Origin of the sequence: Halomonas sp. Bachu 37 (assembly GCF_039691755.1) — a bacterium.
GTDB lineage: Bacteria > Pseudomonadota > Gammaproteobacteria > Pseudomonadales > Halomonadaceae > Vreelandella > Vreelandella kashgarensis.
In genome coordinates, this window is record NZ_CP137552.1 from 1,768,781 (window position 1) to 1,794,947 (window position 26,167).

27 protein-coding genes are annotated in these 26,167 nt (G+C 60.8%); 18 read left to right on the forward strand and 9 right to left on the reverse strand.

All coding sequences use genetic code 11. The annotated features are described in order from the left end of the window. Nucleotides 1-17 precede the first annotated feature (17 nt). A complete protein-coding gene (locus R5M92_RS08130) occupies nucleotides 18-1,070 on the reverse strand; it encodes a low specificity L-threonine aldolase (RefSeq protein ID WP_346795401.1) in 1,053 nt (350 codons plus the stop codon). 129 nt (nucleotides 1,071-1,199) lie between these two features. Next, nucleotides 1,200-3,221, reverse strand: a complete 2,022-nt coding sequence (locus R5M92_RS08135) for an NADPH-dependent 2,4-dienoyl-CoA reductase (protein ID WP_346795402.1) — start codon at nucleotides 3,219-3,221, stop codon at nucleotides 1,200-1,202. A gap of 138 nt (nucleotides 3,222-3,359) precedes the next feature. Here R5M92_RS08135 and R5M92_RS08140 point away from each other — a divergent pair, with 138 nt between their 5' ends. Then, nucleotides 3,360-4,265: a DMT family transporter gene (locus R5M92_RS08140; RefSeq protein ID WP_346795403.1), complete on the forward strand. Its 906-nt coding sequence runs from the start codon at nucleotides 3,360-3,362 to the stop codon at nucleotides 4,263-4,265. A 194-nt stretch (nucleotides 4,266-4,459) separates the two neighbouring features. After that, nucleotides 4,460-6,025, forward strand: a complete 1,566-nt coding sequence (locus tag R5M92_RS08145; protein ID WP_346795404.1) for a bifunctional GNAT family N-acetyltransferase/carbon-nitrogen hydrolase family protein — start codon at nucleotides 4,460-4,462, stop codon at nucleotides 6,023-6,025. A gap of 55 nt (nucleotides 6,026-6,080) precedes the next feature. Here the strand turns inward: R5M92_RS08145 and R5M92_RS08150 are convergent, their stop codons facing one another. Beyond that, nucleotides 6,081-6,380: an MGMT family protein gene (locus R5M92_RS08150; protein ID WP_346795405.1), complete on the reverse strand. Its 300-nt coding sequence runs from the start codon at nucleotides 6,378-6,380 to the stop codon at nucleotides 6,081-6,083. Between the two features lie 61 nt (nucleotides 6,381-6,441). Continuing rightward, nucleotides 6,442-7,893, reverse strand: a complete 1,452-nt coding sequence (locus R5M92_RS08155) for a sodium:alanine symporter family protein (RefSeq protein WP_346795406.1) — start codon at nucleotides 7,891-7,893, stop codon at nucleotides 6,442-6,444. A 303-nt stretch (nucleotides 7,894-8,196) separates the two neighbouring features. Between R5M92_RS08155 and R5M92_RS08160 the strand changes: the two genes are divergently transcribed. The 7 genes from R5M92_RS08160 (at nucleotide 8,197) to R5M92_RS08190 (ending at nucleotide 14,044) form a co-directional block, all read left to right on the forward strand. Next, the gene (locus R5M92_RS08160) at nucleotides 8,197-9,129 is read left to right on the forward strand and encodes an ABC transporter substrate-binding protein (RefSeq protein WP_346795407.1); all 933 of its coding nucleotides are present in this window, start codon (nucleotides 8,197-8,199) and stop codon (nucleotides 9,127-9,129) included. 60 nt (nucleotides 9,130-9,189) lie between these two features. Continuing rightward, nucleotides 9,190-9,993 carry a M90 family metallopeptidase gene (locus R5M92_RS08165; RefSeq protein WP_346795408.1) on the forward strand — a complete coding sequence of 268 codons (804 nt, stop codon included), beginning with the start codon at nucleotides 9,190-9,192 and terminating at the stop codon, nucleotides 9,991-9,993. Between the two features lie 80 nt (nucleotides 9,994-10,073). After that, nucleotides 10,074-10,412 carry a hypothetical protein gene (locus R5M92_RS08170; protein WP_346795409.1) on the forward strand — a complete coding sequence of 113 codons (339 nt, stop codon included), beginning with the start codon at nucleotides 10,074-10,076 and terminating at the stop codon, nucleotides 10,410-10,412. A gap of 45 nt (nucleotides 10,413-10,457) precedes the next feature. Beyond that, nucleotides 10,458-11,003 (forward strand): lipocalin family protein, encoded by a 546-nt coding sequence (locus R5M92_RS08175; RefSeq protein ID WP_346795411.1) that lies wholly within the window; start codon nucleotides 10,458-10,460, stop codon nucleotides 11,001-11,003. A gap of 92 nt (nucleotides 11,004-11,095) precedes the next feature. Continuing rightward, nucleotides 11,096-12,172, forward strand: a complete 1,077-nt coding sequence (locus R5M92_RS08180) for a tartrate dehydrogenase (RefSeq protein WP_346795412.1) — start codon at nucleotides 11,096-11,098, stop codon at nucleotides 12,170-12,172. 105 nt (nucleotides 12,173-12,277) lie between these two features. After that, a complete protein-coding gene (locus tag R5M92_RS08185; protein WP_346795413.1) occupies nucleotides 12,278-13,672 on the forward strand; it encodes an FAD/NAD(P)-binding oxidoreductase in 1,395 nt (464 codons plus the stop codon). Between the two features lie 12 nt (nucleotides 13,673-13,684). Beyond that, the gene (locus R5M92_RS08190) at nucleotides 13,685-14,044 is read left to right on the forward strand and encodes a hypothetical protein (protein WP_346795414.1); all 360 of its coding nucleotides are present in this window, start codon (nucleotides 13,685-13,687) and stop codon (nucleotides 14,042-14,044) included. Nucleotides 14,045-14,130: 86 nt separating this feature from the next. On the opposite strand, the gene wrbA is transcribed toward R5M92_RS08190, so the two are convergent. Continuing rightward, a complete protein-coding gene (gene wrbA, locus R5M92_RS08195) occupies nucleotides 14,131-14,730 on the reverse strand; it encodes an NAD(P)H:quinone oxidoreductase (protein WP_346795415.1) in 600 nt (199 codons plus the stop codon). Between the two features lie 345 nt (nucleotides 14,731-15,075). On the opposite strand from wrbA, the gene R5M92_RS08200 reads away from it, so the two are divergent. The 7 genes from R5M92_RS08200 to R5M92_RS08230 all read left to right on the forward strand — a co-directional run bounded on the left by R5M92_RS08200 (nucleotide 15,076) and on the right by R5M92_RS08230 (nucleotide 20,856). Further along, the gene (locus tag R5M92_RS08200; RefSeq protein ID WP_346795416.1) at nucleotides 15,076-16,065 is read left to right on the forward strand and encodes a succinylglutamate desuccinylase; all 990 of its coding nucleotides are present in this window, start codon (nucleotides 15,076-15,078) and stop codon (nucleotides 16,063-16,065) included. A 234-nt stretch (nucleotides 16,066-16,299) separates the two neighbouring features. Then, entirely contained in the window at nucleotides 16,300-17,070 is a 771-nt protein-coding gene (locus R5M92_RS08205) for an ABC transporter ATP-binding protein (RefSeq protein ID WP_346795417.1), read from the forward strand. 16 nt (nucleotides 17,071-17,086) lie between these two features. Continuing rightward, the gene (locus R5M92_RS08210) at nucleotides 17,087-17,788 is read left to right on the forward strand and encodes an ABC transporter permease (protein ID WP_346795418.1); all 702 of its coding nucleotides are present in this window, start codon (nucleotides 17,087-17,089) and stop codon (nucleotides 17,786-17,788) included. Nucleotide 17,789: 1 nt separating this feature from the next. Then, nucleotides 17,790-18,515: an ABC transporter permease gene (locus R5M92_RS08215; protein ID WP_346795419.1), complete on the forward strand. Its 726-nt coding sequence runs from the start codon at nucleotides 17,790-17,792 to the stop codon at nucleotides 18,513-18,515. Between the two features lie 122 nt (nucleotides 18,516-18,637). Then, nucleotides 18,638-19,423, forward strand: coding sequence for a transporter substrate-binding domain-containing protein (locus tag R5M92_RS08220; protein ID WP_346795420.1), 786 nt, complete (start codon nucleotides 18,638-18,640; stop codon nucleotides 19,421-19,423). A 221-nt stretch (nucleotides 19,424-19,644) separates the two neighbouring features. Then, complete coding sequence (locus R5M92_RS08225; RefSeq protein ID WP_346795421.1) at nucleotides 19,645-20,445, forward strand: TraX family protein; 801 nt, start codon at nucleotides 19,645-19,647, stop codon at nucleotides 20,443-20,445. An 81-nt stretch (nucleotides 20,446-20,526) separates the two neighbouring features. Continuing rightward, a complete protein-coding gene (locus R5M92_RS08230) occupies nucleotides 20,527-20,856 on the forward strand; it encodes a DMT family transporter (protein WP_417339141.1) in 330 nt (109 codons plus the stop codon). Here the strand turns inward: R5M92_RS08230 and R5M92_RS08235 are convergent. After that, entirely contained in the window at nucleotides 20,847-22,424 is a 1,578-nt protein-coding gene (locus R5M92_RS08235) for a diguanylate cyclase domain-containing protein (RefSeq protein WP_346795422.1), read from the reverse strand. The two genes, R5M92_RS08230 and R5M92_RS08235, sit on opposite strands and share 10 nt — an antisense overlap. On the opposite strand from R5M92_RS08235, the gene R5M92_RS08240 reads away from it, so the two are divergent. Further along, nucleotides 22,423-22,611 carry a hypothetical protein gene (locus tag R5M92_RS08240; protein ID WP_346795423.1) on the forward strand — a complete coding sequence of 63 codons (189 nt, stop codon included), beginning with the start codon at nucleotides 22,423-22,425 and terminating at the stop codon, nucleotides 22,609-22,611. The two genes, R5M92_RS08235 and R5M92_RS08240, sit on opposite strands and share 2 nt — an antisense overlap. Here the strand turns inward: R5M92_RS08240 and R5M92_RS08245 are convergent. Both R5M92_RS08245 and purE read right to left on the reverse strand, forming a co-directional pair. Continuing rightward, nucleotides 22,598-23,710 (reverse strand): 5-(carboxyamino)imidazole ribonucleotide synthase, encoded by a 1,113-nt coding sequence (locus R5M92_RS08245; protein ID WP_346795424.1) that lies wholly within the window; start codon nucleotides 23,708-23,710, stop codon nucleotides 22,598-22,600. The genes R5M92_RS08240 and R5M92_RS08245 overlap by 14 nt on opposite strands. An 11-nt stretch (nucleotides 23,711-23,721) precedes the next feature. Beyond that, nucleotides 23,722-24,237, reverse strand: coding sequence for a 5-(carboxyamino)imidazole ribonucleotide mutase (gene purE / locus R5M92_RS08250; protein WP_346795425.1), 516 nt, complete (start codon nucleotides 24,235-24,237; stop codon nucleotides 23,722-23,724). A gap of 212 nt (nucleotides 24,238-24,449) precedes the next feature. Here purE and R5M92_RS08255 point away from each other — a divergent pair, with 212 nt between their 5' ends. Further along, entirely contained in the window at nucleotides 24,450-24,728 is a 279-nt protein-coding gene (locus R5M92_RS08255) for an XRE family transcriptional regulator (protein WP_346795427.1), read from the forward strand. 115 nt (nucleotides 24,729-24,843) lie between these two features. Here the strand turns inward: R5M92_RS08255 and gabT are convergent, their stop codons facing one another. Beyond that, the gene (gabT, locus tag R5M92_RS08260) at nucleotides 24,844-26,130 is read right to left on the reverse strand and encodes a 4-aminobutyrate--2-oxoglutarate transaminase (RefSeq protein WP_346795429.1); all 1,287 of its coding nucleotides are present in this window, start codon (nucleotides 26,128-26,130) and stop codon (nucleotides 24,844-24,846) included. Nucleotides 26,131-26,167 lie beyond the last annotated feature (37 nt).

Below are 26,167 nucleotides of genomic sequence, written 5' to 3' on the forward strand. Positions count from 1 at the left end.
CCGTCACTTCAACGCAGTCAGGTCAGACTGCGCAGGCCCGTTTCCATATCGGCAAGCAGATCGTCGAGAAGTTCGGTCGTGGTGTTCCAGGCGCAGACGAAACGCACCCCACCCGCACCGATGAAGGTATAGAACGTCCAGCCGCGCTGGCGCAGATAGTCGATCAAGACGGGCGGAAGCTCGACGAACACACTGTTGGCCTGGGTCGGGAACATCAACGAGACTCCGGGCAGCGAGGCCAATCTACGGGCGAGATAGGCCGCCATGGCGTTGGCGTGTTCGGCATTGGTGCGCCAGGCGCCGCTTTCCAGCAGGCCGAGCCAGGGCGCGGCGATGAAGCGCATCTTGGAGGCCAGCTGGCCCGCCTGCTTGCAGCGCCAGGCGAAGTCCTCGGCCAGGTCACGATTGAAGAACAGGATCGCCTCGCCGAATGCCAGTCCATTCTTGGTGCCCGAGAAGCACAGCGCGTCCACCCCCACCTGCCAGGTCAGTTCCGCTGGAGTCGCGTCCAGCGCCGCGCAGGCATTGGCGAAGCGCGCGCCGTCCATGTGCAGGCGCAGATCGTACTTGTCCGCCACCGCGCGGATGGCCAGCAGCTCTTCGCGGGAGTACACAGTGCCCACTTCGGTGGCCTGGGTCAGCGAGATGACCTTGGGCTTGGGATAATGGATGTCGTTGCGCTTGGTGACCAGCGCCTCGATTCCTTCCGGCGTCAGCTTGCCGTTGACGCCGGGAGACGTCAGCAGCTTGGCGCCATTGGAAAAAAACTCCGGGCCGCCGCACTCGTCGGTTTCGATATGCGCCAATTCGTGGCAGATGACGCTATGGAAGCTGCGTCCCATGGCGGCCAGTGCCAGCGAATTGGCTGCCGTACCGTTGAAAACGAAGAATACCTCGCAATCGTAATCGAACATTTTCCGAAAACGATCCGCCGCTCGCGCGGTCCAGCTGTCGTTGCCGTAGGCCAGGTCATCGGTCTGGTTGGCCTTGAGCAGGTACTCCATGGCTTCGGGGCAGATGCCTGAGGTATTGTCGCTGGCGAGAAAACGCGGGGTACACTCCGGGGTCATGACGAGATCCTTGTTGTCTGTCGTATGCGCAGCGCTGGCAGGTGCCACCGGCGCCGTTTGCCGGGCAAGGGATGGGCGTGCCCGGGCATATCAGTCTATCGTTATTTTCCGCTCGCGGTCACCGCCCCGTCACAGCGCCGCCGCCAGGCGCATACCCTGGTCGATGGCCCGTTTGGCATCGAGCTCGGCGGCTTCGAAAGCCCCGCCGATCACATGCACGTTGACTCCGCTATCTTCCAGCGGCGTGATCAACTCACGTACCGACTCCTGACCGGCGCATACCACGATGGAATCCACCGCCAGCAGCCGCTGTTCGTCACCGTGGCGGAAATGCAGGCCCTGGTCGTCTATCTTCAGGTACTCGCATCCGGGCAGTGTCGTCACGCCACGTTTCTTGAGCGCCGCGCGATGCACCCAGCCGGTGGTCTTGCCCAGATTCTTGCCCGGCTTGGAATCCTTGCGCTGGAGCATGGTGATCTCACGGGGCACTTCCGGCGGCACTGCCGCCTTCAGGCCACCCCGATTGGAAACCTCCAGATCGACACCCCACTCGTCGCACCACGCCTGGGTATCGAGTGCCGGATGGCCCTGGTGCGAGAGCTGTTCCGACACATCGAAGCCGATGCCGCCGGCGCCGATGATCGCCACCTTTCTGCCGACCCGCTCGGGATGGCGGATGGCATCGGCGTAACTGATCACGCTGGGCGAGTCACTGCCGGGCAGGTCGAGTTCCCGTGGGCGTACGCCGGTGGCAAGTATCACCTCGTCGAACGTCTTGAGGGCCTGGGCATCGGCGCGGGTATTCAGGCGTACCTCCACATCGTGCTTGTCCAGCATCACCCGGTAGTAGCGCAGGGTTTCGTTGAACTCCTCCTTGCCGGGAATCCTGCGGGCATAATTGAACTGGCCGCCAAGCTCCTCGCCTTGTTCGAACAGCACCACCCGGTGGCCCCGGCTGGCGGCGGTAACCGCAGTGGCAAGCCCTGCCGGGCCGCCGCCCACTACCGCGATACGCTTAGGGGTTACTGCCGGCTCGATGACCAGCTCGGTTTCGTGGCAGGCCCTGGGGTTGACCAGACACGAGGTCAACTTGCCAGCGAAGGTGTGATCGAGACACGCCTGGTTGCAGGCGATACAGGTATTGATCTCTTCCGCCACGCCGTCGCGAGCCTTGCTTACCCAGGCCGGATCGGCCAGGAAGGGGCGCGCCATGGAAACCATGTCGGCGTGCCCGTCGGCCAGCACCCGTTCGGCCACATCGGGCATGTTGATGCGGTTGGTGGTGATCAGGGGGATGTCCAGTTCGGCTTTCATGCGCTGGGTAACCCGGGTGAACGCCGCACGCGGCACGCTGGTGACGATGGTCGGTACACGGGCTTCGTGCCAGCCGATCCCGGTATTGATCATGCTGGCACCGGCACGCTCCACCGCCTTGCCCAGAGCCACCACCTCATCCCAGCTGCTGCCTTCTTCCACCAGATCGATCATCGAGAGGCGGAAGATGATGACGAAGGCTTCACCTACCGCTTCTCTTATGCGCTCGACGATTTCCACGGCGAAGCGGCTGCGGTTGGCGAAACTGCCGCCCCACTCGTCCTGGCGTTGATTGGTGCGCAGACACAGAAATTGGTTGATCAGATAGCCTTCCGACCCCATCACTTCGACACCGTCGTAGCCGGCCTGTTGAGCCAATTCGGCACAGCGCACGTAATCGTCGATCTGCTGCTCCACCTCGGCGCTAGAAAGCTCCCGAGGCATGAAGGGATTTATGGGCGCCTGAATCGGCGACGGCGCGACCAGGTCGGGGGAGTAGGCATAGCGTCCGGCGTGGAGAATCTGCATGCAGATTCGCCCGCCCGCCTCGTGAACAGCACTGGCGATCTGCCGGTGCTGCGCCACCTGACTCTCCTCGAACAGTGCATTGGCCCCATGGAATACCGCGCCTTCCGCGTTGGGCGCGATGCCCCCGGTCACGATCAGCCCGACCCCTTCCCGTGTACGCTCGGCATAAAATGCGGCGAGACGCTCGAACCCGTTCGCGGCTTCTTCCAGGTTGGTATGCATCGACCCCATCAGCACCCGGTTGGGCAGAGTCAGATGCCCCACGGTCAACGGGCGGAAAAGGTGCGGATAGTGAGGCGCTTGCGGCATAGGGATCTCCTGGTGGGTCATCGATTCAGCTTTCAAACAAGCGTATGGCATACGACGGATCACGTACAGCCTTCGAAGGTCTTGCCGTCTTCGGCAAACCACGTCACATTGTCAGGCTTGATGAGAGGAAGGAACCCCATGCCATTTAAGTACTTTATCCCGCCCTTGATCGCGGTGCTGATCTGGTCGGGCAACATGACCATCAATCAGCTCACCGTCGGCACTATCGCTCCCAGCAGCATCGCGTTTCTGCGCTGGCTACTCGCCCTGGTGGTGTTGACGCCCTTCGTACTGCCCGCGGCACTGCGCCACCGCGACGAGATTCGCCGCCAATGGCCCCGGCTCGCCTTGCTGGGGCTGCTCGGCATGGGGCTGTGGCAAGGGCTTGCTTACGTCGCGGCGGCAACCACCAGCGCCACCAACATGGGTATTCTGGCCGCCATGGTGCCGCTATTGACGGTGCTATTGAGCGCACTGATCCTGCGCGAGCCACCTACGCTCGGCGGGGTGCTGGGCGGAGCGGTGGCGTTTGTCGGTGTCACCGTGCTGCTGGGGCACGGTAATCCGCTTTCGTTGCTGCATCTAGAGGTAGCTCGCGGCGATGCGCTGATGGTGGCGGCGGCGACCTGCTACGCGCTTTACGGTGTCATGCTCAAGCTCTGGGGCATGCAGCTTCCGCCCTGGGTGATGCTGTATGCTCAGGTCTGCTTCGCGGTGCTTTTCCTGTTGCCTGGCTACTTGCTGGGGCCGATGACCCCGGTCGATATTCACAATATCGGGCTGATCGCCTATGCCGGCATTCCCGCCTCCATCATCACCACCTACCTGTGGATGCGTGCAGTGCGCCAGATCGGGGCGAACCAGGCGAGTATCTTCATCAACCTGATGCCACTGTTCAGCGCCATCATCGCCATGCTGTTGCTGGGAGAGCGTGTAGCCGGCTTCCATTTCATCGGCGGGCTGCTGATTCTGACCGGGGTGATCATGGCGCAAACGTTGACTCGCCCGCTGGCTCAGCCGATGGCACGTAGCGAGCGCGCTTGACCCTTAGCAAGGCAAGCGCAGACCCGGCATTAAACGTTTGGCCAGGAAGCGCTTGTTCAAGAAACGATTATTCAAGAAACGATTGCTCAAGAAATGAGTCATACCCCCAGCCGACCCACATCGCCCTACGATGTGGGTTTTAGCGTCCGTGCTAAACTCGGTCATCTCGTTCCCCTGATGAGAAACGCCACGCTATGTCGCTAGAAGATCTGCACCTCAATCTACGCAATCTGTCATCGGATGATTACGGTCAGCTCAAGACCCTGATGGATGCCGTGTATCATGATATCGGTGGTGCCTGGCCCAAGCGCACCATCGACAAGCTGATCCAGGAGTTCCCCGACGGCCAGATCGCCATCGAGGACGATGGCCGTCTGGTCGGCGTGGCGCTTACCGCACAAGTGGATTACGACGATTTCTCCAATCCGCATAAATACGACGACCTGATCGGTCACCGGGAGATCATTCTCAACGATGCCGATGGCGACGCCATGTACGGGCTGGATGTGCTGATCCATCCCGACTATCGCGGCTATCGTCTGGGTCGGCGCTTGTATGAAGCGCGAAAGGAGCTGTGCCGTTCGCTCAACCTGCGGGCAATACTCGCCGGCGGCCGCATCCCCAGTTATCACCAGTACCCCGATCTCTCCCCCGCCGAGTATATCGAGCGGGTAGCGCGCAAGGAGATTCACGATCCGATTCTCTCCTTCCAACTGGCCAACGACTTCCAGGTCAAGCGCCTGCTGCGCAAGTACCTGCCCGAAGACGAGAAGTCCCAAGGCTTCGCCACGTTACTGGAGTGGAACAACATTCTCTTCGAGCCCGCCGAGCGGGTACTGGAGAACCGCCCCACTCAGGTGCGTATCGGTGCCGTGCAGTGGCAGATGCGCGAATGCGCCTCGATGGAGGCCGTGCTGCAGCAGGTGGAGTACTTCGTCGATGCACTCTCCAGCTACCAGAGCGACTTCGCCGTCTTCCCGGAACTGTTCAATGCGCCGCTGATGGGGTTGCAGGACCGAGCTACTCAGCAGGATCAGATCGCCGCCATCCGTTTCCTGGCCGGATTCACCGAGCAGTTCAAGACCGAGCTGTCGCGCATGGCGGTCTCCTACAACATCAATATCGTCGCCGGCTCGATGATTGAGGTGGGCGAGGAAGACCGGCTCTACAACGTCAGTTACCTGTGCCACCGTGATGGGCAGGTCGAAAAGCAATCGAAGCTGCATATCACCCCCCAGGAGCGCCGCGAGTGGGTGATCGAAGGTGGCGATGAATTGCAGGTGTTCGACACCGATGCCGGCCGCGTGGGCATCCTGATCTGCTACGACGTGGAGTTTCCCGAGCTCGCCCGGCTGCTTGCCGACCAGGACATGGACATCCTCTTCGTGCCGTTCTGGACCGATACCAAGAACGGCTACCTGCGGGTTCGCCACTGCGCCCAGGCGCGGGCCATCGAGAACGAGTGCTATGTGGTGCTGTGCGGCAGCGTGGGCAACGTACCGTCGATCCGTAACCTGGACATCCAGTACGCCCAGTCGGCGGTGTTCTCGCCCTCGGATTTCCCCTTCCCCCACGATGCCGTGCTCGCCGAGACCACGCCCAACACCGAGATGGTAATCTTCTCCGATCTCGACCTCACGCGTCTGACCGTGGTGCGCGCCGAAGGCTCGGTGACCAATCTCAAGGACCGGCGCAAGGACCTGTTCGATCTACGCTGGCGCGACTGGTCGTGGAAGTCGGGTGCCAACCTCAACGAGTAGGCCTACCCTTACAACAAAACGCCGCCCTGATAGGCGGCGTTTTGTTGTGCAATATCTAATCAGGCCAGAGCAGATGGACGGGCACTCGCCCCTTGGCGTCGAACGTTACGCCTTCGTCGCGCAGCTTCTGGTGCTGACGCGCGGCCCCGCCGTGATCGGCAAGCTTCAGCGATGCGGCGATCACGCGGTGCCAGGGCAGCTGGTGCCCGTCCGGCAGGTGACGCATGGCCGATCCCACCATGCGCGGTGTCGCCCCTTCGGTCATCGCCGCAATGCGCCCATAGGTGGTGACACGCCCGGCGGGAATCCTGTCGACGATGGTGTATATCTGCTCGAGCAGCTCGGGGCGCGGCATCGCGTTCGCCTCTAGTAGCCCACCTTCCTCACAGACGGTGGGCTTATTACGCAGGATTGGCTTACTTTTTCTTCGGCCAGGCGTTGGGGTCTACCTTGTTGGCCAGCTTGGGGAACTTGCTGGGATCGAAGACCGGTTCCTTGCCCGCTTTCAGCTGCTGGTCATAATCACGGAACAGGGCAAAGGCAATCGGCGACAGCAGCAGGATCGCCACCAGGTTGATGATCGCCATCATGCCCATGGAGAGATCGGCGAAGTTCCAGATAGCCCCAAGACTCGCCACCGAACCGACCATGACCATTCCCAGCACGGCTAGACGGTAGATCAGCACCGCTACCGGCGCACGACTTCCGGCCAGGTACTCGATATTGGATTCACCATAGGAGTAATTGGCTATCACCGAGGTAAAGGCGAACAACAGAATCGCCACGGCGATAAACATGGCCCCCCAATCCCCCACGTGACTGGACAGAGCCATTTGAGTCAACTGGATACCGTTGGCTTCTTCACTGGCCAGCAATTCCGGGCCGGCCATGATGATGATCGCCGCGGTCGCGGTGCAGATCACCAAGGTATCGAGAAAGACGCCGAGCATCTGAATGAAGCCCTGGGCCGCCGGATGATCGGGGTTTGTGCTGGCGGTTGCCGCCGCGTTGGGTGCCGAGCCCATGCCCGCCTCGTTGGAGAACAATCCACGCTGTATGCCGTTGATGATCGCCTGGGACACTGCAAAGCCCATCGCGCCACCCGCGGCCTGCTCTAAGCCGAAAGCGCTGCGCACAATGGTCATGATTGCCGCGGGCAACTCGGTAATGTTCAGCACGACGACAATCAACGCCAATACCAGGTACAGAAGCGCCATCAGCGGCACGATCAACTCGGCCACCTTGGCGATTGACTTCACGCCGCCGAAGATAATGGGAGCGACCACAACCACCAGCACCAGCCCCATGGCCCAGGTGGGCACGGCAAATGCCTGTTCCATGGCCTGGGCGATGGAGTTTGCCTGCACGCTGTTGAACGCCAGGCCGAAGGCAATGATCAAGCAGATCGAGAACAGTACCGCCAGCCAGCGTAGCCCCAGGCCGCGCTCGATATAACGCGCGGGCCCGCCACGGAATGTACTGTCGCCATGATCAACCTTGTAGGCCTGAGCCAGCGTCGACTCGACAAAACTGGTCGCCATGCCCACCATGGCGGTCATCCACATCCAGAAAATGGCACCGGGGCCACCAAAGTAGATCGCTACCGCCACACCAGCCAGGTTACCGGTCCCGACCCGCGCCGCCAGGCTCGTCGAGAGCGCCTGGAACGACGAAATTCCGCCGTTGGACTCCCGCGAACCACGCAACAGCTTGAACATGTGACCGAAGTAACGCACCTGAATGGCGCGTGTCATGACGGTGAAATAGAGACCCGCACCGATCAAAAGATAAATCAGCACACTGCCCCAGAGCAGACCGTTGCCGCGATCGATCAGCGACATCAACAGTGCTGGAAGAGAAAAATCCATACTAGTTACACCTTAAAGAACATTTGATGGCGCATCATTCTTCACGACTGCACCAAAATGGCAAGAAAATTGGCAATATCTGACTTTTTCGACAAAAAGCACTAGTTATATTGAGTTCTTCAGCCATTGCCACACCAGTGCCGCCTCCTCCCTCACTTGGCGCCGGCTGGGCCGCACCAGCCAGAACCGCTCGTCGCTGAGTACGCTGCCTACTGGCACGCCAATGCCAAGCTTGAAAACAACCAAACGGAAAATATGTTTGTATAGAATGACACTTAAAGACATTCACAAAGGAGTCAGCCGATGACCCATACCCTGACGAAGCTCGTGACCGGCATCTCTCTCGCCACCCTGGCCGCCACGGCACAGGCCGACGACAAGACATTGGATTTCGGCGTACCCGCCTGGCCGGGTATCACGGTCAAGACAGAAATCGCCGAACAGCTGCTGGGCCCGCTGGGGTACGACACCCAGGCCAACGAGCTGGGCCTGCAGGTGATCTACCAGGGCATGGAAAGCGGTGATATCGACGTCTTTCTCGGCGGTTGGATGCCGGCACAACGGGACATGTTCACGCCTCGCGAGGAGAGCGGCAGCATCGTCAGCGTGGCCAATAACGTCGATGGCGCACAGATGACCCTGGCGGTACCCGAGTATCTCTATGAGGACGGTATCCAGAGCTTCGCCGACCTAGACGACAACCGTGAGCGGTTCAACGGCAAGATCCACGGGTTCGGCGCTGGCTCCGCGGCCAGCGAAATCCTGGAAGCGGCCATCGATGACGATACCTGGGGCCTCGGTGACTGGAGCCTGGTGGATACCAGCGAAGTCGGCATGCTCAGCGCCGCCCGCGATGCCATTTCCCGCGAGGAAGCCATCGTCTGGGTGGGCTGGACACCGCACTGGATGAACCTGGAACTGCCGATGCGCTATCTCGAGGACCCCAAGGACCTGTTCGGCGAGAACAACGGCGAAAGCGAAGTCCTGACCCTGGTACGCGGCGACTACGCCGAATCCAATCCCAACCTGCTGGCCTTTTTCGAAAACTTCACCTTCAGCGCCGAGGAGCAGAGCTGGATGATTCAGGAGTACGGCCAGCAGGAGCGTGATCTCAGCGAGGTCGCCAGCCAATGGATCGCCGACAATACCGAGCGTGTCGAAGCCATGCTGACCGATGTCACCAGCACCGATGGCGAGCCCGCCTGGCCGATCATCGAAGCCAGCCTTGCGCAGTAAGCACAGCCTGTCGGGGCGTTTCGACTATTCTGTGAAGTCTGCCTGTCAGCGAAGTATCGCATGCCGTCATTCTTTCGTTTGAAGCGCGGTTCTCATGGCGGGCTTCCCAAGGCAGATTGGCGGGAGGCCTGCTCGCGCGTGCCCTTGCTGGCGACGCTGCCTGAGGATGAATCACGGCGCCTGGCCGGCCGCGCCCACGACTTTCTCCACCGCAAGCGGCTTACCCTTCACCCCGCCCTGGGCGATACGCCCTTCGACCCTCCCGCCCAGCTGGCGCTGGCCGGGCAGGCTTGCCTGCTGACGCTTGGTTGGCAAGGGCACGAGCATCGCGAGGCGTTCGCTAACGTTCATGAAATCCTCATCCTGCCCGAGGGGTTCTCCCGCCAGGTAGAGGAGATGGATGAATTCGGTATCGTTCATGAGTACAGCGACCTGCGCGCCGGGGAAACTTCCTATCAAGGGCCGGTGGTCGTCTCCTTCACCGACTTGATGCAGAGCGGCGAATTCAGCGGCTTCAATGTGCTGATTCATGAACTAGCGCATAAACTGGATATGGGCAATTCGATGGATATCGACGGTTTCCCTCCCTTGCCGCGAGAGATATCCGCCGTTGAATGGCATGCCAGTTTCTCCGCGGTATGGGAGGATCTTGCCGCTCGCCTGGCTCGCGGCCACGCCACACCGATCGATGATTACGCCGCCAGCCATCCCGGTGAATGCTTTGCCGTCTGCTGCGAGTACTTCTTCTGCGATCCGCAGACACTGGAAGGCGCCTATCCCGAGCTCTACCGGCTTCTCCAGCGTTATTTCAACCAGGACCCGCTGGCACGCTGGGCGGCCGAGCGCAGGCGGACTATGCTATAAACGCTTGATATCACCACCTTGCAAGGCACGGTGATGCCGGGCGAATCAGCATAAGCGATAAAATGAAAGGGAGCGTTTGAATGAGCATTACGGCCTTCTGGCATGAAATAACGACCATCTTTTCGCCAATGACCTGGCTGCTGGTGCTTGGCATCATCGTCCTGCTGGGCCTGCATCTGGCGGCGTACATCCACGGTTATCAGCTGCTTGCCTACCGCAGCTACATCGCCATTGTCCTGTCGCTGCTACTCGGTGCTTCCGCCTTCTGGTGGCTACCGTTAATGGCCAATTCCCACCTGGCTTATATCAATGGCCTGTGGGGCTGGGTCAGCTTGAGCGTCAGCGCCCTCGTAATCGCCCTCGTCGGCTTCCTCTACTTTCATCCCTTCTGTTTTCTGGTGCGCGAAGCGGGCAAGTGAGCAGAACCGAAAGCATATCTCACGACCTGTCGGTAAGGATTACCCATGAAGTTCAAGACATGGCTGCTATTTCCTCTATTCGGTTCTCTGCTGACCGGATGCGCGGGCATACCCGACGGGGCTCGAGCCGTGAACGACTTCGAACTCGACCGCTACCTTGGCCAGTGGTACGAAATCGCCCGGCTGGATCACTCCTTCGAGCGCGATCTGGATTGCGTCACGGCAAGCTATAGTCTGCGCGACGACGATGTCATACGCGTGATCAATCGGGGCTATAACCTGGAAAAGCAGGAGTGGAACGAAGCCGAAGGCAAGGCCTATTTCATCGATAGCGAGAACGAGGGAAGGCTCAAGGTGAGCTTCTTCGGCCCCTTCTACGGCGGCTACAATGTGCTGGAACTGGATGATGGCTATCAATGGGCGTTGGTATCGGGTCCCAGCCGCGACTACCTGTGGATACTCTCCCGCACGCCCCGGCTCGACCCCAGTGTGGATAAACGTCTGCGCGAACAAGCTGCCCGGCTCGACTTCCCTGTCGAAGAGTTGATCGAAGTCGAACAGGGCGCAGCCTGCCCCGCACGAGACGATTAAAACTATAGAAATAAAACTATAGAAATAAAACTATAGAAATAAAACTATAGAAATAAAACTATAGAAACCCCATCAAGCCGCCAGGAGAAACCATGGCCCACCGCATTGCAGTTATTGCCGGCGACGGTATCGGCACCGAAGTCATGCCCGAAGGGCTGCGCGCCCTGAAAGCCGCCGCCAAGCGCTTCGCCATCGACCTCGATATCCAGACCTTCGCGTTCGGCAGCTGTGACTACTATCTCGAGCACGGAAAAATGCTGCCCGACGACTGGTTCGACCAGCTCAAGGATTTCGATGCGCTGTTCTACGGCGCGGTGGGCTGGCCTGCAAAAGTGCCGGACCATATTTCCCTGTGGGGCTCTCTGCTGCAGTTTCGCCGCCGGTTCGACCAGTACATCAACCTGCGCCCCTGTAAATTGATGCCCGGTATCCAAAGCCCACTGGCCGGTCGCGAACCGGGGGACATCGACTTCTATGTGGTACGCGAGAACACCGAAGGCGAATACTCCAGCGTCGGCGGCAAGATGTTCGAGGGCACCGACCGGGAAGTGGTGATCCAGGAAACGGTGATGACGCGCACCGGCGTCGACCGCGTGCTCAAGTACGCCTTCGACCTGGCCCAGACCCGCTCACGGAAAAAGCTCACCTCGGCGACCAAGTCCAACGGCATCTCGATCACCATGCCCTACTGGGACGAACGCGTCGAGGCGATGGCCGAGGCCTACCCCGAGGTGTCTGTGGACAAGTTCCATATCGACATTCTCACCGCCAACTTCGTGCTTCACCCGGACTGGTTCGACGTGGTGGTGGGCAGCAATCTGTTCGGCGACATACTGTCGGATCTCGGTCCGGCCTGTACCGGCACCATCGGCATCGCCCCGTCCGCCAACATCAATCCGGAAGGCAAGTTTCCCAGCCTGTTCGAGCCGGTACACGGCAGCGCCCCGGATATTGCCGGCAAGGGCATTGCCAACCCCATCGGTCAGATCTGGTCAGGAGCGATGATGCTCGAGCATCTGGGTCATCAAGAGGCCGCCAATGCCTTGGTCGAGGCTATCGAGGCGGTACTGGCGGAGGGCAGTCCCAACGTGCTGACCCCGGATCTACGCGGCCAGGGCAATACCGCAAGCCTTGGCCGCGCCATCGCCGAACGCATCGAGGGCAAATGAGTGCATTTGGTGACATGTATCAATGACACTTGAGAACAAGGGCACGGAAGCGGACTAAAATTAATATGTTATAACCATATGAAAATGACTTGTCAGGAGCCGCCCATGTCCCGCCTCCCTCTTGTCTCCACTCGCTTGAGCCGCCGCCAACTACTGCGTCTAGGGATGGGAGCTGGGGCGGCAAGCCTACTGTCGCCCATAGCCCTTCACGCCACCACGATTTCTACCCGGGCTCGTATCGTCATCCTCGGTGGCGGTGCTGCCGGCATGGCCATGGCCAACCGCCTGGCGCGTCGGCTGGATGGTGCCCGCATCCTGCTGGTGGAGCCCCGCGAAATCCATCACTACCAGCCGGGCTGGACGCTGGTGGCCTGCGGGGCCTGGCAGCCTGAGCAGACCCTGCGGCCAAATGCCGATTTCGTGCCACGTGGCATCGAATGGAGCCGGCAGTCAGCCGTGGGAATTGATGCCGACAACCGCCGGGTGTCGCTGTCGGACGGCAGTATCGCCGAGTACGACTACCTGGTTGTCGCCACCGGGCTGCAACTCAACTACCACCTGATAGATGGCATGTCACCGGACCTGGTGGGAAATCACGGTATCGGCAGCGTCTATGCCGGACTGGAGAGCGCCGGCCGCACTCGCCAGGCCATTGACGAATGGATTGCCGAGGGCGGTGGCCGGGGCCTGTTCACGGCCCCGGCCACACCGGTGAAATGCGCCGGGGCGCCGATCAAGATGGCCTTCATCACCCTGTCACAAATCAGGAAGAGCGGCCACCGCGATGACTTCCAGCTCGACTACCTGACCCCGAGCCAGGCGATGTTCAGCCAACCCTGGGTCAATGCTTTTCTCAAGCAGCGTTTCGACGAAGAGGGAATCGAGCGCCGCCACCAGTACCAACTTTCGGCCATCGATCCGGGCGCCCGCCAAGCGGAGTTCACCTTCATCGGCTCGGCCGGCGACTTCAACACCCACCGCACGGGTCGTCAACCGGAACTCGGTCGTGAAGGCGAGATGACCGAAGTGATCGATTACCGCTTCATTCATGTGGTGCCGCCCATGAGCGCTCCGGACTTCATCCGCGAGAGCGGCCTGATCGCCAAGGATGGACTCTTCCGCGGCGAGTGGCTCGATACCGATATCCATACCCTTCAGCATAATCGCTACCCCGAGGTGTTCGGGATCGGTGACGTGATCGGCGCCCCGATCAACAAGACTGCAGCCAGCGTCAAGGCTCAGGCTCCCGTGGTCGAGGCCAACCTGGTGGCTCAGTTGCAGGGCTTGGCGCCAACCGCCCGCCACAACGGCTATACCTCCTGTCCGCTGATTACCGACATCGGCAAGGCGATGCTGGTGGAGTTCGGTTACGACAACGACATGGCCTTTCTACCCTCTTTCTCCTTCATCGACCCGAAAGAGGAGTCCTGGGTTGCCTGGGTACTGAAGGATTACCTGCTTCAGCCCGCCTACTACGCCATGCTCGAAGGGCTTGCCTGAGGAGACCCGGCCATGAATTTCTCGCTAACCAGCATCCTGGCGGTTCTCTCCCACGCGCTGCCCCCCTTCCTGCCGCTGATCCTCTCCCTTGTGGCAGCATTGCTGACGGTACAGCTGATCGCACGGCTGCGCGGCTACCGCACCGGGAGCCACCATTGCCGACCCGCTGGCGCAGCGGCCCTGCTGGCAGGCATCACATCGCTATGGTGGGTTCCGATGCTCTCCAGCTCCCGCCTGGAATTCGTGACCACAGCCACCGACTGGGCGGCACTGATTACGGTGGCACTCGGTATTGTCCTGGCCAGCTGGCTTTTCCTGCATCCACTGAGCTACCTCATAAGGCGCCCTCGCCATTCGAGAAGCGTCTCATGAAAAAGCGGCTCATGAAAAGGCCCCGCCGACACATACCTTGCGGTATCTCGGCGGGGCCTCGTCACTAGCGCAGGCCGGAGCGATTATCAGCCTGCCAGCTTGGCGGCGATCTTCGCTACGTGCTCCCCCTGGAAGGATGCGATCTTGAGTTCGCGATCATCGGGCTGGCGCGAACCGTCACCGCCGGCAATCGTCGCGGCGCCGTAGGGTGTGCCGCCGCTGACCTTGGAGATATCGAACTGCTCTTCCAGGCCGTAACCGATCGGCACGATCACCATGCCGTGATGAGCCAGTGTGGTCCAGGTCGAGGTGATGGTCATTTCGTCGCCACCACCAGTACCGGTGGACGTGAATACGCTGGCCACCTTGCCGCGCAGCGCTCCCTTGGCCCACAGGCCGCCGGTCTGGTCGAAGAAGGTACGCACCTGCCCGGCCATGTTGCCGAAGCGGGTCGGGGTGCCCACGATAATCGCATCGTAGTCCGCAAGCTCGGCGGGGGTGGCCTCGGGAACGCTCTCGTTGTGCTGGCCACCGGCTTGGGCGAACACCTCGGCATCCATGGTTTCGGGTACTCGCTTGACGGTTACCTCGACGCCTTGCACTTTCTTCGCACCCTCTGCCACCGCGTGCGCCATGGTATCGATATGTCCATACATGGAGTAATAAAGTACGAGTACCTTGGTCATGCATCTCTCCTTGTCTATGAGAAAAAGTCTGTGAAAAAGACTGTGAGAAAAAGCCTGTGTAATGGCTAATAAGATAGCGGAGGCTGCCGCAGATAAAAGCGAATGTTTTCGTTTTCTGGAAGTGATTTACTCGATGGTTTCCTGCCGAGCAAGTTTTTCATTTCCGAACCAGCCATTTTCATCAGCTCGACGCTCTCTCTTGTCCCCCTGGCCCTCGCCGGTAATGGTAATGACTTTTCTCGAGGGAAATCACGTCATGCAAGTCATACAGCTATTGTCAGCTTTCATGCTTGAACGGTCCTTTTCCCGCGCCGTCTGCGCTACCTGTCGAACAGAGAACGGAAGATGCTGAGCGAGTGGCTGGACGCAACTCTAGAAGGTCGCGAGCCGACTTCACTTCAGGGTGAGTTGCCCTCCGGCCGCTACCGTTTCTACGGGCCGGGTATCGTGGAACTGCTGCCTGATACTATCGGCCCCCAGGGTCGGGCCTGTGTCTTCTCCGCTGCCATCCACGGCAATGAAACCGCTCCGGTAGAACTGGTCGGCGAACTGCTGGCTGGCGTGGAAGCGGGAACACTGCGGCTGGGAGCACCACTGCTGGTGATACTCGGCAACTTGCCCGCGCTGCGCCAGAGCTGCCGTTTCATCTCGACCAACCTCAACCGCCTGTTCCGCCGTGAGCTGGACGCCACAGGCGAGGAAGCGGATCGCGCCCGCGAACTGATGGCCGCGGTGGATGCCTTCTATGCCCGCCATGCATCGCTGGGGCGCCTGCATTACGACCTGCACACGGCTATTCGCGATAGCCGCTATCCGCGTTTCGTGGTGGAGCCCTATGCCGAGACCGCAATCGCCCACGAACAGTGGCGCTGGCTGGCGGCAGCCGGCATCCAGGCGGCGCTCCATCAGCATCAACATAGCTGGACGTTCTCCCACTACACCAAGCACTATCATGCCGCCCAGTCGTTTACTCTGGAGCTCGGCAAGGTGGCACCGTTCGGCGCCAATGACCTGGCCGCCCTGCAGCCCATGCTGGCGCTTCTGCAAGCGCTGGCGGAAGGGCGCGAACCGACATCGGCCCCGCTGTCAGAAATGCAGTTCTTTCGCGTCGAGTATGAGCTGATGCGCAGCTCGGAGGCATTTACCCTGTGCATCGCCGACGACACGCCCAATTTCACCGAATTTCCTCCCGGTGCCTGCCTGGCTCGAGACGCCGTACAGGGCGATTTCATCGTCGGCGAGACTCCGCTTCGGGTGGTCTTTCCCAACCCCAAGGTGGAATTGGGCGCACGAGCCGCCCTATTGGTCGCGCCCTCCTCCGTTCCGGATAACTAGATACGGCATTGACCGAACTCAGAGACAATACAACAACAATCAAGGCGACAAGATGCGTGTCAATTCCTTAAAATACGACCAAAGTCGAGCACGTGTTTTCCTCTCCAGGCCTCTGTCGCGACGGCTGGCCTGTTAGAATCGCCCCCTTTTCGCGCCAGCCACGCTCAATGCCCTGTTTACAACAACTGGGTCAACACGACACGTTGCTGGCAACCCTGCTTTGGAGCCAACGATATGGCCGCTACGCCTATCCCCCTTGAAGTGCGCAACATCAAGAAACGCTTCGGTGATACGGAAGTTCTCAAAGGGCTTTCCCTGCAAGCCAACAAAGGCGATGTGATTACGCTGATCGGCGCCTCCGGTTCTGGCAAGAGTACCTTTCTGCGCTGCATGAACCTGCTGGAACAGCCCGACGAAGGCGACCTGCTGGTGCATGGCGAGGAAATACGCTTCAAGATGACCCGTCACGGTCGCGAGCCGGCCGACTGGAAGCAGGTCGTACGCATGCGCGCCAAGCTTTCCATGGTCTTTCAGAGCTTCAACCTCTGGGCGCACATGACCCTGCTGGAGAACATCATCGAAGCACCGGTGCACGTACTCGGCACCCCCAAGAAGGAAGCCATCGCGCATGCCCGTGACCTGCTGGAGCGCGTCGGGCTGACCGCCAGGGCCGATGCCTACCCGGCGCAGATGTCCGGTGGCCAGCAGCAGCGCGGCGCCATTGCCCGTGCCCTGGCCATGAATCCGGAAGTCATGCTGTTCGATGAGCCCACCTCGGCACTCGACCCGGAGCTGGTGGGCGATGTGCTCAAGGTCATGCGCGATCTGGCCGACGAGGGGCGCACCATGGTGGTAGTCACCCATGAGATGGGCTTTGCCCGGGATGTGTCGAGCCAGGTCATCTACCTCCATCAGGGCGTGGTGGAAGAAGCCGGGCATCCCCAGGATATTCTCACCAACCCCCAGTCGCCGCGCCTGCAGCAGTTCCTGGCGCCCAAGTATTAACCCGGAGAGGCTTACCATGCTGGATCTGCAAGGTTATGGCCCGCGCCTGCTTGAAGGCGCCGGGGTGACCATTCAACTGGCCGTGCTGTCATTGATCCTGGCGCTGGCGCTGGGGCTGCTCACCGCCAGCGCCAAGATGTCACGCAGCTGGCTGCTGCACCGCGTCGCCACCTTCTACACCACGGTGATTCGCGGGGTGCCGGACCTGGTCCTGATGATGCTGCTGTTCTTCGGCGGCCAGATCGGCATCAACGCCATCACCGACATGCTCTATGACAACTACGGGCTCGATTACTACATCAACTTCAACGCCTTCGCCGCCGGCGTCATCACCATCGGTTTCATTTTCGGCGCTTATATGGGCGAGACCTTCCGGGGTGCCTTCATGGCGGTGGACAATGGCCAGATCGAAGCGGCCAAGGCCTACGGCATGAGCCCGTGGCTGGTGTTCCACCGCATCCGCTTTCCCTTGATGATGCGCCACGCCCTGCCGGGGTTATCCAACAACTGGATGGTCCTGCTCAAGACGACCGCGTTGGTGTCGGTCATCGGCCTGACCGACATGGTCCGGGTGGCGGCGGAAGCTTCCCGCGCCACTCACGAGCCGTTCGTATTCCTGATTCCCGTCGCCGCCGTCTACCTGTTGATCGCCAGCGTCTCGGAATGGATCTTCGCCCGCCTGCAAAAACACTACGACATCGGCTTCGGGGAGCACTGACATGGATATCGCCGCCTGGTTCGACGATCTTCTCGCCGGCAACCTCATCTTTACCGCCCAGACCCTGGGCTACTACTGGGAAGGCCTGGTCACCACCACCCAGCTGGTGTTTCTCTCGCTGGTGATAGGCCTGGTGATGGCCGTGCCGCTCGCGGTGCTGCGCGGCTCCCGGCACAAGTGGATCAGCCTGCCGATCTATGTCTATACCTACGTGTTTCGTGGGACGCCGCTGCTTATCCAGCTCTACATCATCTACTACGGCGTGGTATTCATCGACGGCATCCAGGAGTCGTTCCTGTGGCCCCTGCTGCGCGAGGCGTTCTACCCCGCCCTGATCGCCTTTACCCTCAACACCGCCGCCTATACCACCGAGATATTTCGTGGTGCCATCAAGTCCACCTCGAAAGGCGAAATCGAGGCCGCCCGTGCCTACGGCATGTCCCAGGGGCTGATGATGCGCCGTATCATCCTGCCCAGCGCCTTTCGCCGCGCCCTGCCGGCCTACGGTAACGAGGTGATCTTCATGTTGCATGCCAGCGCCATCGCCAGCGTGGTCACGCTGATGGACCTCACCGGGGCGGCACGCTTTGTCTACGCCCGTTACTACGCGCCATTCGAAGCCTTCCTGTTCGTTGCCGCGCTGTATCTGTGCCTGACATTCGCGATTCTGTTTTTCTTTCGTTTTCTGGAGAAGAAACTGCTGGCTCACCTTCGGCCGCAGAGCTGATACACGGGCTTGCGTCAAACAAGCGTTGGTTCAGGTTTCGACTAACGCTTTTCGTCGCCCCCAACCTGGGTTAGGTTAAAGGCGATCACCGAAAGGTGAAATTCCATAACAGGAGTCAAATAATGAAGAAGCTGTTGACCGTTTCCCTCCTTGGCCTTGCCGTCGCCGCCGCTTCCTCCGCCCAGGCGCGTGACTACGATCATGTCCGTATCGGCGTGGATGTGCCCTACGAGCCGATGGAATACCGCACTCCCGAGGGTGAGCTGACGGGTTTCGATATCGAACTGGGCAATGAATTGTGCGAGCGCATCGACGTCACCTGCGAGTGGATCGAGCAAGAGTGGGACGGTATCATTCCGGGGCTGATGTCGCGCAACTACGACGCCATCATGTCCTCCATGACCATCAACGACGAACGGCGCCAGACCGTGCTGTTCTCCGATCCCTACTTCACGCCGCCCTCCGCCTGGTTCGCCCCGTCGTCAAGCGAGCTGGAAGAGACCACCGAAGAGAGCCTGGAAGGCAAGACCATCGGCGTCCAGCGTGGCACCCTTCAGGATAACTACGTCACCGACATGTACGGCAGCGTCGCCGACATCAGCCGCTACTCCACCGCTGACGACATGGTGCTGGACATGGAAGCCGAGCGCCTGGACATCCTGTTCCTCGACTATCCGGTGGGCAAGGCCACGCTGCTGGACAGCGACAACCGCGATTACCGGGTCGTTGGCGAGACGATTACCGAGCCCAAGAAGTACTTCGGTGACGGTTTCGGCATTGCTTTCCGCAAGCGCGATGAAGCCTTGGCCGATCGTTTCAACGACGCCCTGGCCGAAGTTCAGCAGGACGGCACCTACGATGAAATCTACAATCGCTACTTCTCCGAGTCCAAGAAGAACGCGGAATAAGCGGTTGGATTGAATGTGATGCGCGTTATGCGTTTCGTGTAACGCGCCTGAAGACATCACCGCACATGAAAGCGTCCGGCCCAGGCCGGACGCTTTTTCGTGTATCGTCTGTTTCCTGTGACGGCCGCAGCGTTTCGTTTGGTCAAGCTAGCGTTATACCCCTCAATCGGTACAGAATGTCTGCCCCGCTTGGCTACCATCGCTACAATCCGGAGGTAACGATGCCCACTCCCGCCCTGCTTCCGCCGCGCCCGATTGCGCCCTCCTCGAGCTGGACGGGGTGGGGCCAGTGGCTGGCGCTGGTCACCATGACGATGGATCACCTGACCCGTTACGTCTTGCCGGCGAGCTGGGAGCTGGGGTGGGCGGGCGCCTCCATCGGCCGCATTGCCTTTCCGCTGTTTGCCGCTATGGTGGCCTGGCATGGGCTGTTCAATACCCGCAACCCGCTACGCTACGCGCGCCGTATCCTGATCATCGGCCTGGTCGCCCAGTTGCCCTACATGATGATGCCGCGTGCGACAGACATGCTTATTCTCAATGTCTGTTTCACCCTTGCCAGCGGTCTCGCCGGCGGCGTCTGGCTGCGCAACCAGTGGCTCGACTATCGCCAGGGCCAGCTTTCCGCGCTGCGCCTGGCCGTCACTAGCGTCATCATGCTGACGGCTTGGTACTGGCTGGGCTTGTGGGTCGAATATGGGCACAACGGCTTGCTGCTGATTCCACTTTACATGCTGGCCATGCACCATCTGAGTCGGGTCGGCGAGACATTTTCCGCTCGGCTCATCGCGGCGGCCTGGGCCCTGCCGGCTCTGCTGATCGCCGGGCGGATGAATGCCTCGGACATGGCCAAATCCTTCACCGTGGCGACATGCCTGGCGGTACTGCTGCTTGCCGCCGGGGCGGCACAGCGCGTACCCCGGGTACGCCCCGGCATGCCCCGGCGCCTGTGGCTGGCCTGGTATCCCGGCCACTTCGCCTTGCTCGCCCTATGGGTATGGGCCAGCGGGCAGCTTCTTTGAAGCGCACCATAATCATTATCGGCACGATACGACCGATGCCGAGTCAGCCGTAAGGAAAGTACAGCTATGAATCCAACCGCCATGACCTACACCGCATTGTTTCTCGCTATTTTCCTGGAGGTTGTGGCCACCACCTTCCTGCACAAGTCGCAGCAGTTCACCCAGTTGTTGCCCAGTGTCATTACGGTGGTCGGCTACGCGTGTTCCTTCTATCTGCTCACTATCGTGATGAAAAGCATGCCGGTGGGGATTGTCTACGCCATCTGGGGCGGCCTCGGCGTGGTGCTGATCGGGCTTGCTGGTGTCGTGGTACTCGATCAGAAACTGGATGCCGCCGCCTGGGTCGGCATGGGATTCATCGTTACCGGCGTTCTGATCGTGAATCTATTTTCCGCTTCGACTCACTCCTGAGGCAACGACGGGCGCATCTCGGGCTGGTAACGGCAGAAGCGGGCGCGCCCCTGGGTCTTGGCCTGATACATGGCGATGTCGGCCTGCTTCAAGGCCTCTTCATGGTCGTCCATTTCCGCCTCGAGGCAGGTATAGCCCACGCTCGGCGTGACATCCATCCAGTGGCTTTCCAGCCGATAAGGCGCCTTGAGGACATTGAGAACCTCCTCGACACGCGCCTCGGCTGCGGATTCCATCTCCACCTCAGGCGCTTCCAGCGAGGCCAGCATCACGAACTCATCACCGCTTAGGCGCGCCGCCATATCCCCCTCTGCAAGACAGCTCTCCAGTCGCCTGGCAACCTGCACCAGCAGATCGTCTCCCGCCGCATGCCCCAGGGTATCGTTGATCAACTTGAAGCGGTCCATGTCGAGAAACATCAGCAGCCCTGGCAGTTGCCTTTCTCGCGAGGGCTGCAGACGTGCCTGCAACCGCTCGATGAACAGACGGCGGTTGGGCAGGTCGGTCAAGGGATCGTAATGCGCCTGGCGATGAATGATCGCCTCGGCCCGCTTGCGTTCGGTGCAATCCTCGATGATCGCCACGCCCCCGATGATGTCACCGTGGGTACCGCGTACGCCATTGAAGAAAGCGCGCACCGGCGTGCCCTCTCTGGCACCTGGCAAGCAGTAGGTGCCTTCGTAATAACCGCTGCCTCGCTGCAGAGAGTCGCTTACCGCCGCTATCACATGTCCGTCGATGGAGGGTTTCAGCAAGTTGTATCCCACCAGTTGGGCCTTGCTTACCTTGAGTATATCCAGCAGCTTTTCATTGCAGTCGCTGAGTATCCCCGTCTGGGTGTAATGCAGCACGCCCAGGGGCGAATGCTGAAAGATGGAACGGTAGCGGCTTTCGCTTTCCAGCAGTTGCGCCTCGCGTGACGCCATTGTCACGCGCAGGGCAATGTTGTCGCGGATGATGCAACTCAGGCGACGACTCGAGACCAGCACCAGCCCCAGGAAAAGCGCCACCAGCATCCCCAGCAGTATCGAAAGCGGCGAGCCCAGGCGCAAAAACTGCACCATGAGCGGCAACAGAATCGGCAGCACGAAGCTCAATGCCACCCACCACACCGAGGAGAGCGTGGTGACACCGCCCGCCGCGATGCCGGCCAGCACAATGGTCAAGGCCGCCATTTCGCCGTCATGCTCCGCCGCAAACAGTAACAGCCCCGCCGCACCCCATATGACTCCCGAGACGCAGGATGCCAGGCTGAAACGCCATAACCATCGCCGCTGCTGCTGTCGAATGGCGGGTAGACGATAAAAACGGTACGCCAGGCCGAGCCTGACACATGAGATGGTCAGGATGGCGACGAGCCAACCCACCAGCACGACGGAATCCATGACCGGCCACATGGCAGCCACCAGCAGTAGACTGGCCAGCACGCTGGCCAGCACCGGCTGCCAGAGCTGGTCGTAGAGCAGGCGTACCTGCTCGCTACGCAACTGTTTCTGATTGGCGTAGTGATCGCGAGAGTATCCGCTACGCAGCGGTGAGAACGAGGGTGAATAGGAATGGTCCGCCATGAAGCCGCCTGTCCAGCGCCGGATAGAAACCGGTCTTGTTTATAGCCGTGTGCGTTTTATAGCCGAATTTACGCTAATTATTCTCTGCCGAACAGCCAAAGCCCGCCAAGATGGCGGGCTGGATTCATGGCAGAACGGCAACGACCTTGCTGGCGACTGGCTGGGTACTGTCCTTATTCGAAACTGAAGGTGGGGGCCGGCGAACCGGGAAGCAGCTCGGCGCAAGACTTCACGCTCGCCAGCAGCTCGTCATGGGTGGCGGCGACCAGATTGACGTGGCCCAGCTTGCGTCCGGGTCTCTCGCTCTTGTCGTAGCGGTGCAGGTGCGCCTGGGGCAGCGCCAGCAGCGCGGTGATATCGCCTTCGCGACCGATTACGTTGACCATGCAGGTGGGCGCCAGCGCGGTGGTCTCACCCAAGGGCAGCCCCTGGATGGCGCGCAGATGATTCTCGAACTGGCTGGTAACCGCTCCGTCCATGGTCCAGTGGCCGGAGTTATGGACTCGTGGTGCCATTTCGTTGGCCAGCAGGTCTCCCTCGCGGGTCTGGAACAGCTCCAGAGCCAGCACACCAACGTAGTCCAGCTCATCCAGCAGCGCCCGGATGTAGCCGTCGGCGGTCTGCTGTACGGCAGCATCGAGGTCGGGCATCGGCGCCAGGGAGTAGCGCAGAATGCCATCGACATGCACGTTTTCCGCCATCGGATAGAAGACGACCTGGCCATCGCGCCCGCGCACGGCGATGATCGACACTTCACGCACGAAATCGACGAACGCCTCCACGATAAGCTGCGAGTGGCCAATGGAGTTCCAAGACTCGAGCGCCTGCTCGGGCTGCTTCAAAACCGCCTGACCCTTGCCGTCGTAGCCCTCGGTGACCGACTTGGCCACCACAGGGCAGCCCAGTTCGCGGGCGGCCGCCTCCAGCTGCTCGGCGCTCTCCACCACGCGGTAGGCGGGGGTGGGAATGCCCAGCCGATCGAACAGCGCTTTCTCCTCCACCCGGTTCTGGCATACCGCAATGGCGCGGCTGCCCGGATAGACCGGCTTTTGCGCCTCGATTTCGCGCACCAACTCCACCGGCAGATGCTCGAATTCGTAGGTCACCAGGTCGACCTTTGCGAGAAATTCGTCCAGGTGCTGGTTATTCGGGTCGACGATCACCTCACCGATGCCCGCGCTGGGGTTACCGGTGGTATCGAGGAAGGTGAACCGATTACCCAGAGGATACCCGGCCAGAGCCAACATGCGGCCGAGCTGGCCGGCACCCAGTACACCGATATTCATCATGCGCTCCTTCATTGCACGTCAGGCTCGGGACGAGGATCGGGGTTATCCAGCACATTACGGGTCTGCTCGTCGCGAAAGGCTTCCACGGCCTGGCGTACGCTGGCATCCTGCAGTGCCACGATCTGCGCCGCCAGCAAGCCCGCATTGGTCGCCCCCGCCTTGCCGATGGCCAGGGTGCCCACCGCAATGCCGCCCGGCATCTGGGCGATGGAAAGCAGTGAATCCAGCCCCTTGAGCGCCTTGGATTCCACCGGCACGCCCAGCACGGGAAGCGCCGTCTGGGACGCCACCATGCCAGGCAGATGCGCGGCACCACCGGCACCGGCGACGATCACCTGCAGCCCGCGAGCCGCCGCCCCCTTGGCGTAGTCGAACAGCAGATCCGGCGTGCGATGGGCGGAGACCACACGGGTTTCACAGGCCACACCCAGTCGCTCGAGCATGGTCACGGCATGCTCCATTACCGGCCAGTCGGACTTCGAGCCCATGATCACGCCCACCTTGGGCGAGCTGTTCGACGACATAGGAAAACTCCTCGGCCAAGCGGCCCTTTGATTACTGTAATTGACACCGGCACTGACGGCGAAAATACTCCAAACAGGAAGCCGCATAGTCTACCAGAGCCGGCTGTTGGCGGGGCGTTTGCGCCGACAATGAAATTTTCATCAAAGGAGGATTGAAAAGGCGCGGCATTTGACGGCATGCTGTGCATGTCGAAATTGCCCACTGGAGCACCATGAGTACGGCACACGCATTCGCTAGCGCGGAATTGGCAGACCCTCCGCGAAGCAGCCCTGACCTCGATGTCAGGGAATTGGAAAAACGCACACGCTTGATGCGTATCATTACACGGCTTATCGCCGTCTCCGAGCTGGGAAGCCGGGAAATCGCCAGACGTGCGGGGTTACCCGTGCAGAAGATCAGCGATCTGCTCTCCGGCCGGCTGGAACACTTGAGTGTCGATGAGCTATTGCTGCTGCATCGCGCCATCGACCCGGAGCTGACGCCGCCATAGCATCAGCCCACAGCGCCTCGCTTTGCGAGGCGTTTTTATTTGGGTCACCACACGTTAGCGTGACACTGTCTTGCGGGAGGCCTGCAGCCTCCCGCTAAACCCTGCTGAACCTACTCTAGCCTGCCAGCGCCTCCAGCGAGCGCTCGATCACGCTCAACCCTTCTTCCAGCACGTCGGACGGTGCGGTAATCGGCACCAGCACGCGAATGGTATTGCCGTAGAAACCGCAGGAGAGCAGGATCAAGCCTTGCTCGCGGGCCTTGGCGCATAGCGCCTGAGCCAAGGCGGGGTCCGGCTTGCCGTCGGTATCGAGCAGCTCGAAGGCCGCCATGGCACCCAGGTTGCGCGGATGGCTCACCGCCGCGAAGCGCTGCTCCCAAGTGGCGAAACGCTCGGCCAGTAAACGCCCCATCTGCTCGCTACGCGCCAGAATGTTCTCTTCCTCGATGGCATCCAGCACGGCCAGCGCCGCGGCACAGGCGAGCGGGTTGCCGCTGTAGGTGCCCCCCAGGGAGCCGGGGCCGGAGGCGTCCATAACCTCGGCGGTACCCACCACCGCGGAGAGCGGCATGCCGTTGGCCAGCGACTTGGCCGTGGTCAGCATATCGGCCTCGATGCCGCTGTGTTCGAGTGCGAACAGCTTGCCGGTACGGGCAAAGCCCGACTGCACCTCGTCGACGATCAACAGGATGCCGTGGCGGTCACAAAGCTCACGCAACGCCCTGAGGTAGCCGGGCGAGGCGATGTAGAATCCGCCTTCCCCCTGCACCGGCTCGATGACGATAGCCGCCACCCGGTGGGCCGGGATATCGGTCTTGAAGAGTTTCTCCAGCGCGGCCAGAGCCATCCCGTCACTGATCCCGTGCAGCGGATTGGGATAGGGCGCGCGATAGACGTCCCCCGGCATGGGGCCGAAATCATTCTTGTAGGGCAGCACCTTGCCGGTCATGGCCAGGGTCAGCATGGTGCGGCCGTGGAAGGCGCCGTCGAAGGTAATGACACCTGAACGGCCGGTGGCGGCACGGGCGATCTTGACGGCGTTTTCCAGTGCCTCGGCACCGGTATTGACCAGCATCGCCTTGCGCTGCGGACCCTTGACCGGCGCTTTCTCGCACAACCGCTGGCATAGCTGCACATAGGGCGCATAGGAAATCACCGCCGAGCAGGTGTGCATGACACGCTCGAGCTGATCCTGCACGGCCTTGACGATTTTGGGGTGACGATGTCCCAGGTTGAGCACACCGATACCGCCGGCGAAGTCGATCCAGCGACGGCCATCCTCGTCCCATAGTTCGGCATTTTCGGCGCGGGCCACGAACTGTTCGGTGGGCGTGGCGGCACCGTTGGCCACAAAGCGCTTCTTGAGTTCATTCAGTTCGGCATTGGAGAGCTTGCTGGTCATGAAGAGATCCTTGCTGATAACACGGGAGAATAGAGCG

What these genes read in the sequence shown, in the direction of transcription:
- R5M92_RS08135 (WP_346795402.1), bottom strand. Translation starts at nt 3,221, where the DNA reads ATGCCGCAAGCGCCTCACTATCCGCACCTTTTCCGCCCGTTGACCGTG.
- R5M92_RS08200 (WP_346795416.1), top strand. Translation starts at nt 15,076, where the DNA reads ATGCTGAGCGAGTGGCTGGACGCAACTCTAGAAGGTCGCGAGCCGACT.
- R5M92_RS08240 (WP_346795423.1), top strand. Translation starts at nt 22,423, where the DNA reads ATGAAGCCGCCTGTCCAGCGCCGGATAGAAACCGGTCTTGTTTATAGC.
- R5M92_RS08175 (WP_346795411.1), top strand. Translation starts at nt 10,458, where the DNA reads ATGAAGTTCAAGACATGGCTGCTATTTCCTCTATTCGGTTCTCTGCTG.
- R5M92_RS08140 (WP_346795403.1), top strand. Translation starts at nt 3,360, where the DNA reads ATGCCATTTAAGTACTTTATCCCGCCCTTGATCGCGGTGCTGATCTGG.
- R5M92_RS08155 (WP_346795406.1), bottom strand. Translation starts at nt 7,893, where the DNA reads ATGGATTTTTCTCTTCCAGCACTGTTGATGTCGCTGATCGATCGCGGC.
- R5M92_RS08160 (WP_346795407.1), top strand. Translation starts at nt 8,197, where the DNA reads ATGACCCATACCCTGACGAAGCTCGTGACCGGCATCTCTCTCGCCACC.
- R5M92_RS08245 (WP_346795424.1), bottom strand. Translation starts at nt 23,710, where the DNA reads ATGAATATCGGTGTACTGGGTGCCGGCCAGCTCGGCCGCATGTTGGCT.
- R5M92_RS08170 (WP_346795409.1), top strand. Translation starts at nt 10,074, where the DNA reads ATGAGCATTACGGCCTTCTGGCATGAAATAACGACCATCTTTTCGCCA.
- R5M92_RS08225 (WP_346795421.1), top strand. Translation starts at nt 19,645, where the DNA reads ATGCCCACTCCCGCCCTGCTTCCGCCGCGCCCGATTGCGCCCTCCTCG.
- purE (WP_346795425.1), bottom strand. Translation starts at nt 24,237, where the DNA reads ATGTCGTCGAACAGCTCGCCCAAGGTGGGCGTGATCATGGGCTCGAAG.
- R5M92_RS08130 (WP_346795401.1), bottom strand. Translation starts at nt 1,070, where the DNA reads ATGACCCCGGAGTGTACCCCGCGTTTTCTCGCCAGCGACAATACCTCA.
- R5M92_RS08210 (WP_346795418.1), top strand. Translation starts at nt 17,087, where the DNA reads ATGCTGGATCTGCAAGGTTATGGCCCGCGCCTGCTTGAAGGCGCCGGG.
- R5M92_RS08215 (WP_346795419.1), top strand. Translation starts at nt 17,790, where the DNA reads ATGGATATCGCCGCCTGGTTCGACGATCTTCTCGCCGGCAACCTCATC.
- R5M92_RS08255 (WP_346795427.1), top strand. Translation starts at nt 24,450, where the DNA reads ATGAGTACGGCACACGCATTCGCTAGCGCGGAATTGGCAGACCCTCCG.
- R5M92_RS08190 (WP_346795414.1), top strand. Translation starts at nt 13,685, where the DNA reads ATGAATTTCTCGCTAACCAGCATCCTGGCGGTTCTCTCCCACGCGCTG.
- R5M92_RS08150 (WP_346795405.1), bottom strand. Translation starts at nt 6,380, where the DNA reads ATGCCGCGCCCCGAGCTGCTCGAGCAGATATACACCATCGTCGACAGG.
- wrbA (WP_346795415.1), bottom strand. Translation starts at nt 14,730, where the DNA reads ATGACCAAGGTACTCGTACTTTATTACTCCATGTATGGACATATCGAT.
- R5M92_RS08205 (WP_346795417.1), top strand. Translation starts at nt 16,300, where the DNA reads ATGGCCGCTACGCCTATCCCCCTTGAAGTGCGCAACATCAAGAAACGC.
- R5M92_RS08220 (WP_346795420.1), top strand. Translation starts at nt 18,638, where the DNA reads ATGAAGAAGCTGTTGACCGTTTCCCTCCTTGGCCTTGCCGTCGCCGCC.
- R5M92_RS08185 (WP_346795413.1), top strand. Translation starts at nt 12,278, where the DNA reads ATGTCCCGCCTCCCTCTTGTCTCCACTCGCTTGAGCCGCCGCCAACTA.
- gabT (WP_346795429.1), bottom strand. Translation starts at nt 26,130, where the DNA reads ATGACCAGCAAGCTCTCCAATGCCGAACTGAATGAACTCAAGAAGCGC.
- R5M92_RS08165 (WP_346795408.1), top strand. Translation starts at nt 9,190, where the DNA reads ATGCCGTCATTCTTTCGTTTGAAGCGCGGTTCTCATGGCGGGCTTCCC.
- R5M92_RS08230 (WP_417339141.1), top strand. Translation starts at nt 20,527, where the DNA reads ATGACCTACACCGCATTGTTTCTCGCTATTTTCCTGGAGGTTGTGGCC.
- R5M92_RS08145 (WP_346795404.1), top strand. Translation starts at nt 4,460, where the DNA reads ATGTCGCTAGAAGATCTGCACCTCAATCTACGCAATCTGTCATCGGAT.
- R5M92_RS08180 (WP_346795412.1), top strand. Translation starts at nt 11,096, where the DNA reads ATGGCCCACCGCATTGCAGTTATTGCCGGCGACGGTATCGGCACCGAA.
- R5M92_RS08235 (WP_346795422.1), bottom strand. Translation starts at nt 22,424, where the DNA reads ATGGCGGACCATTCCTATTCACCCTCGTTCTCACCGCTGCGTAGCGGA.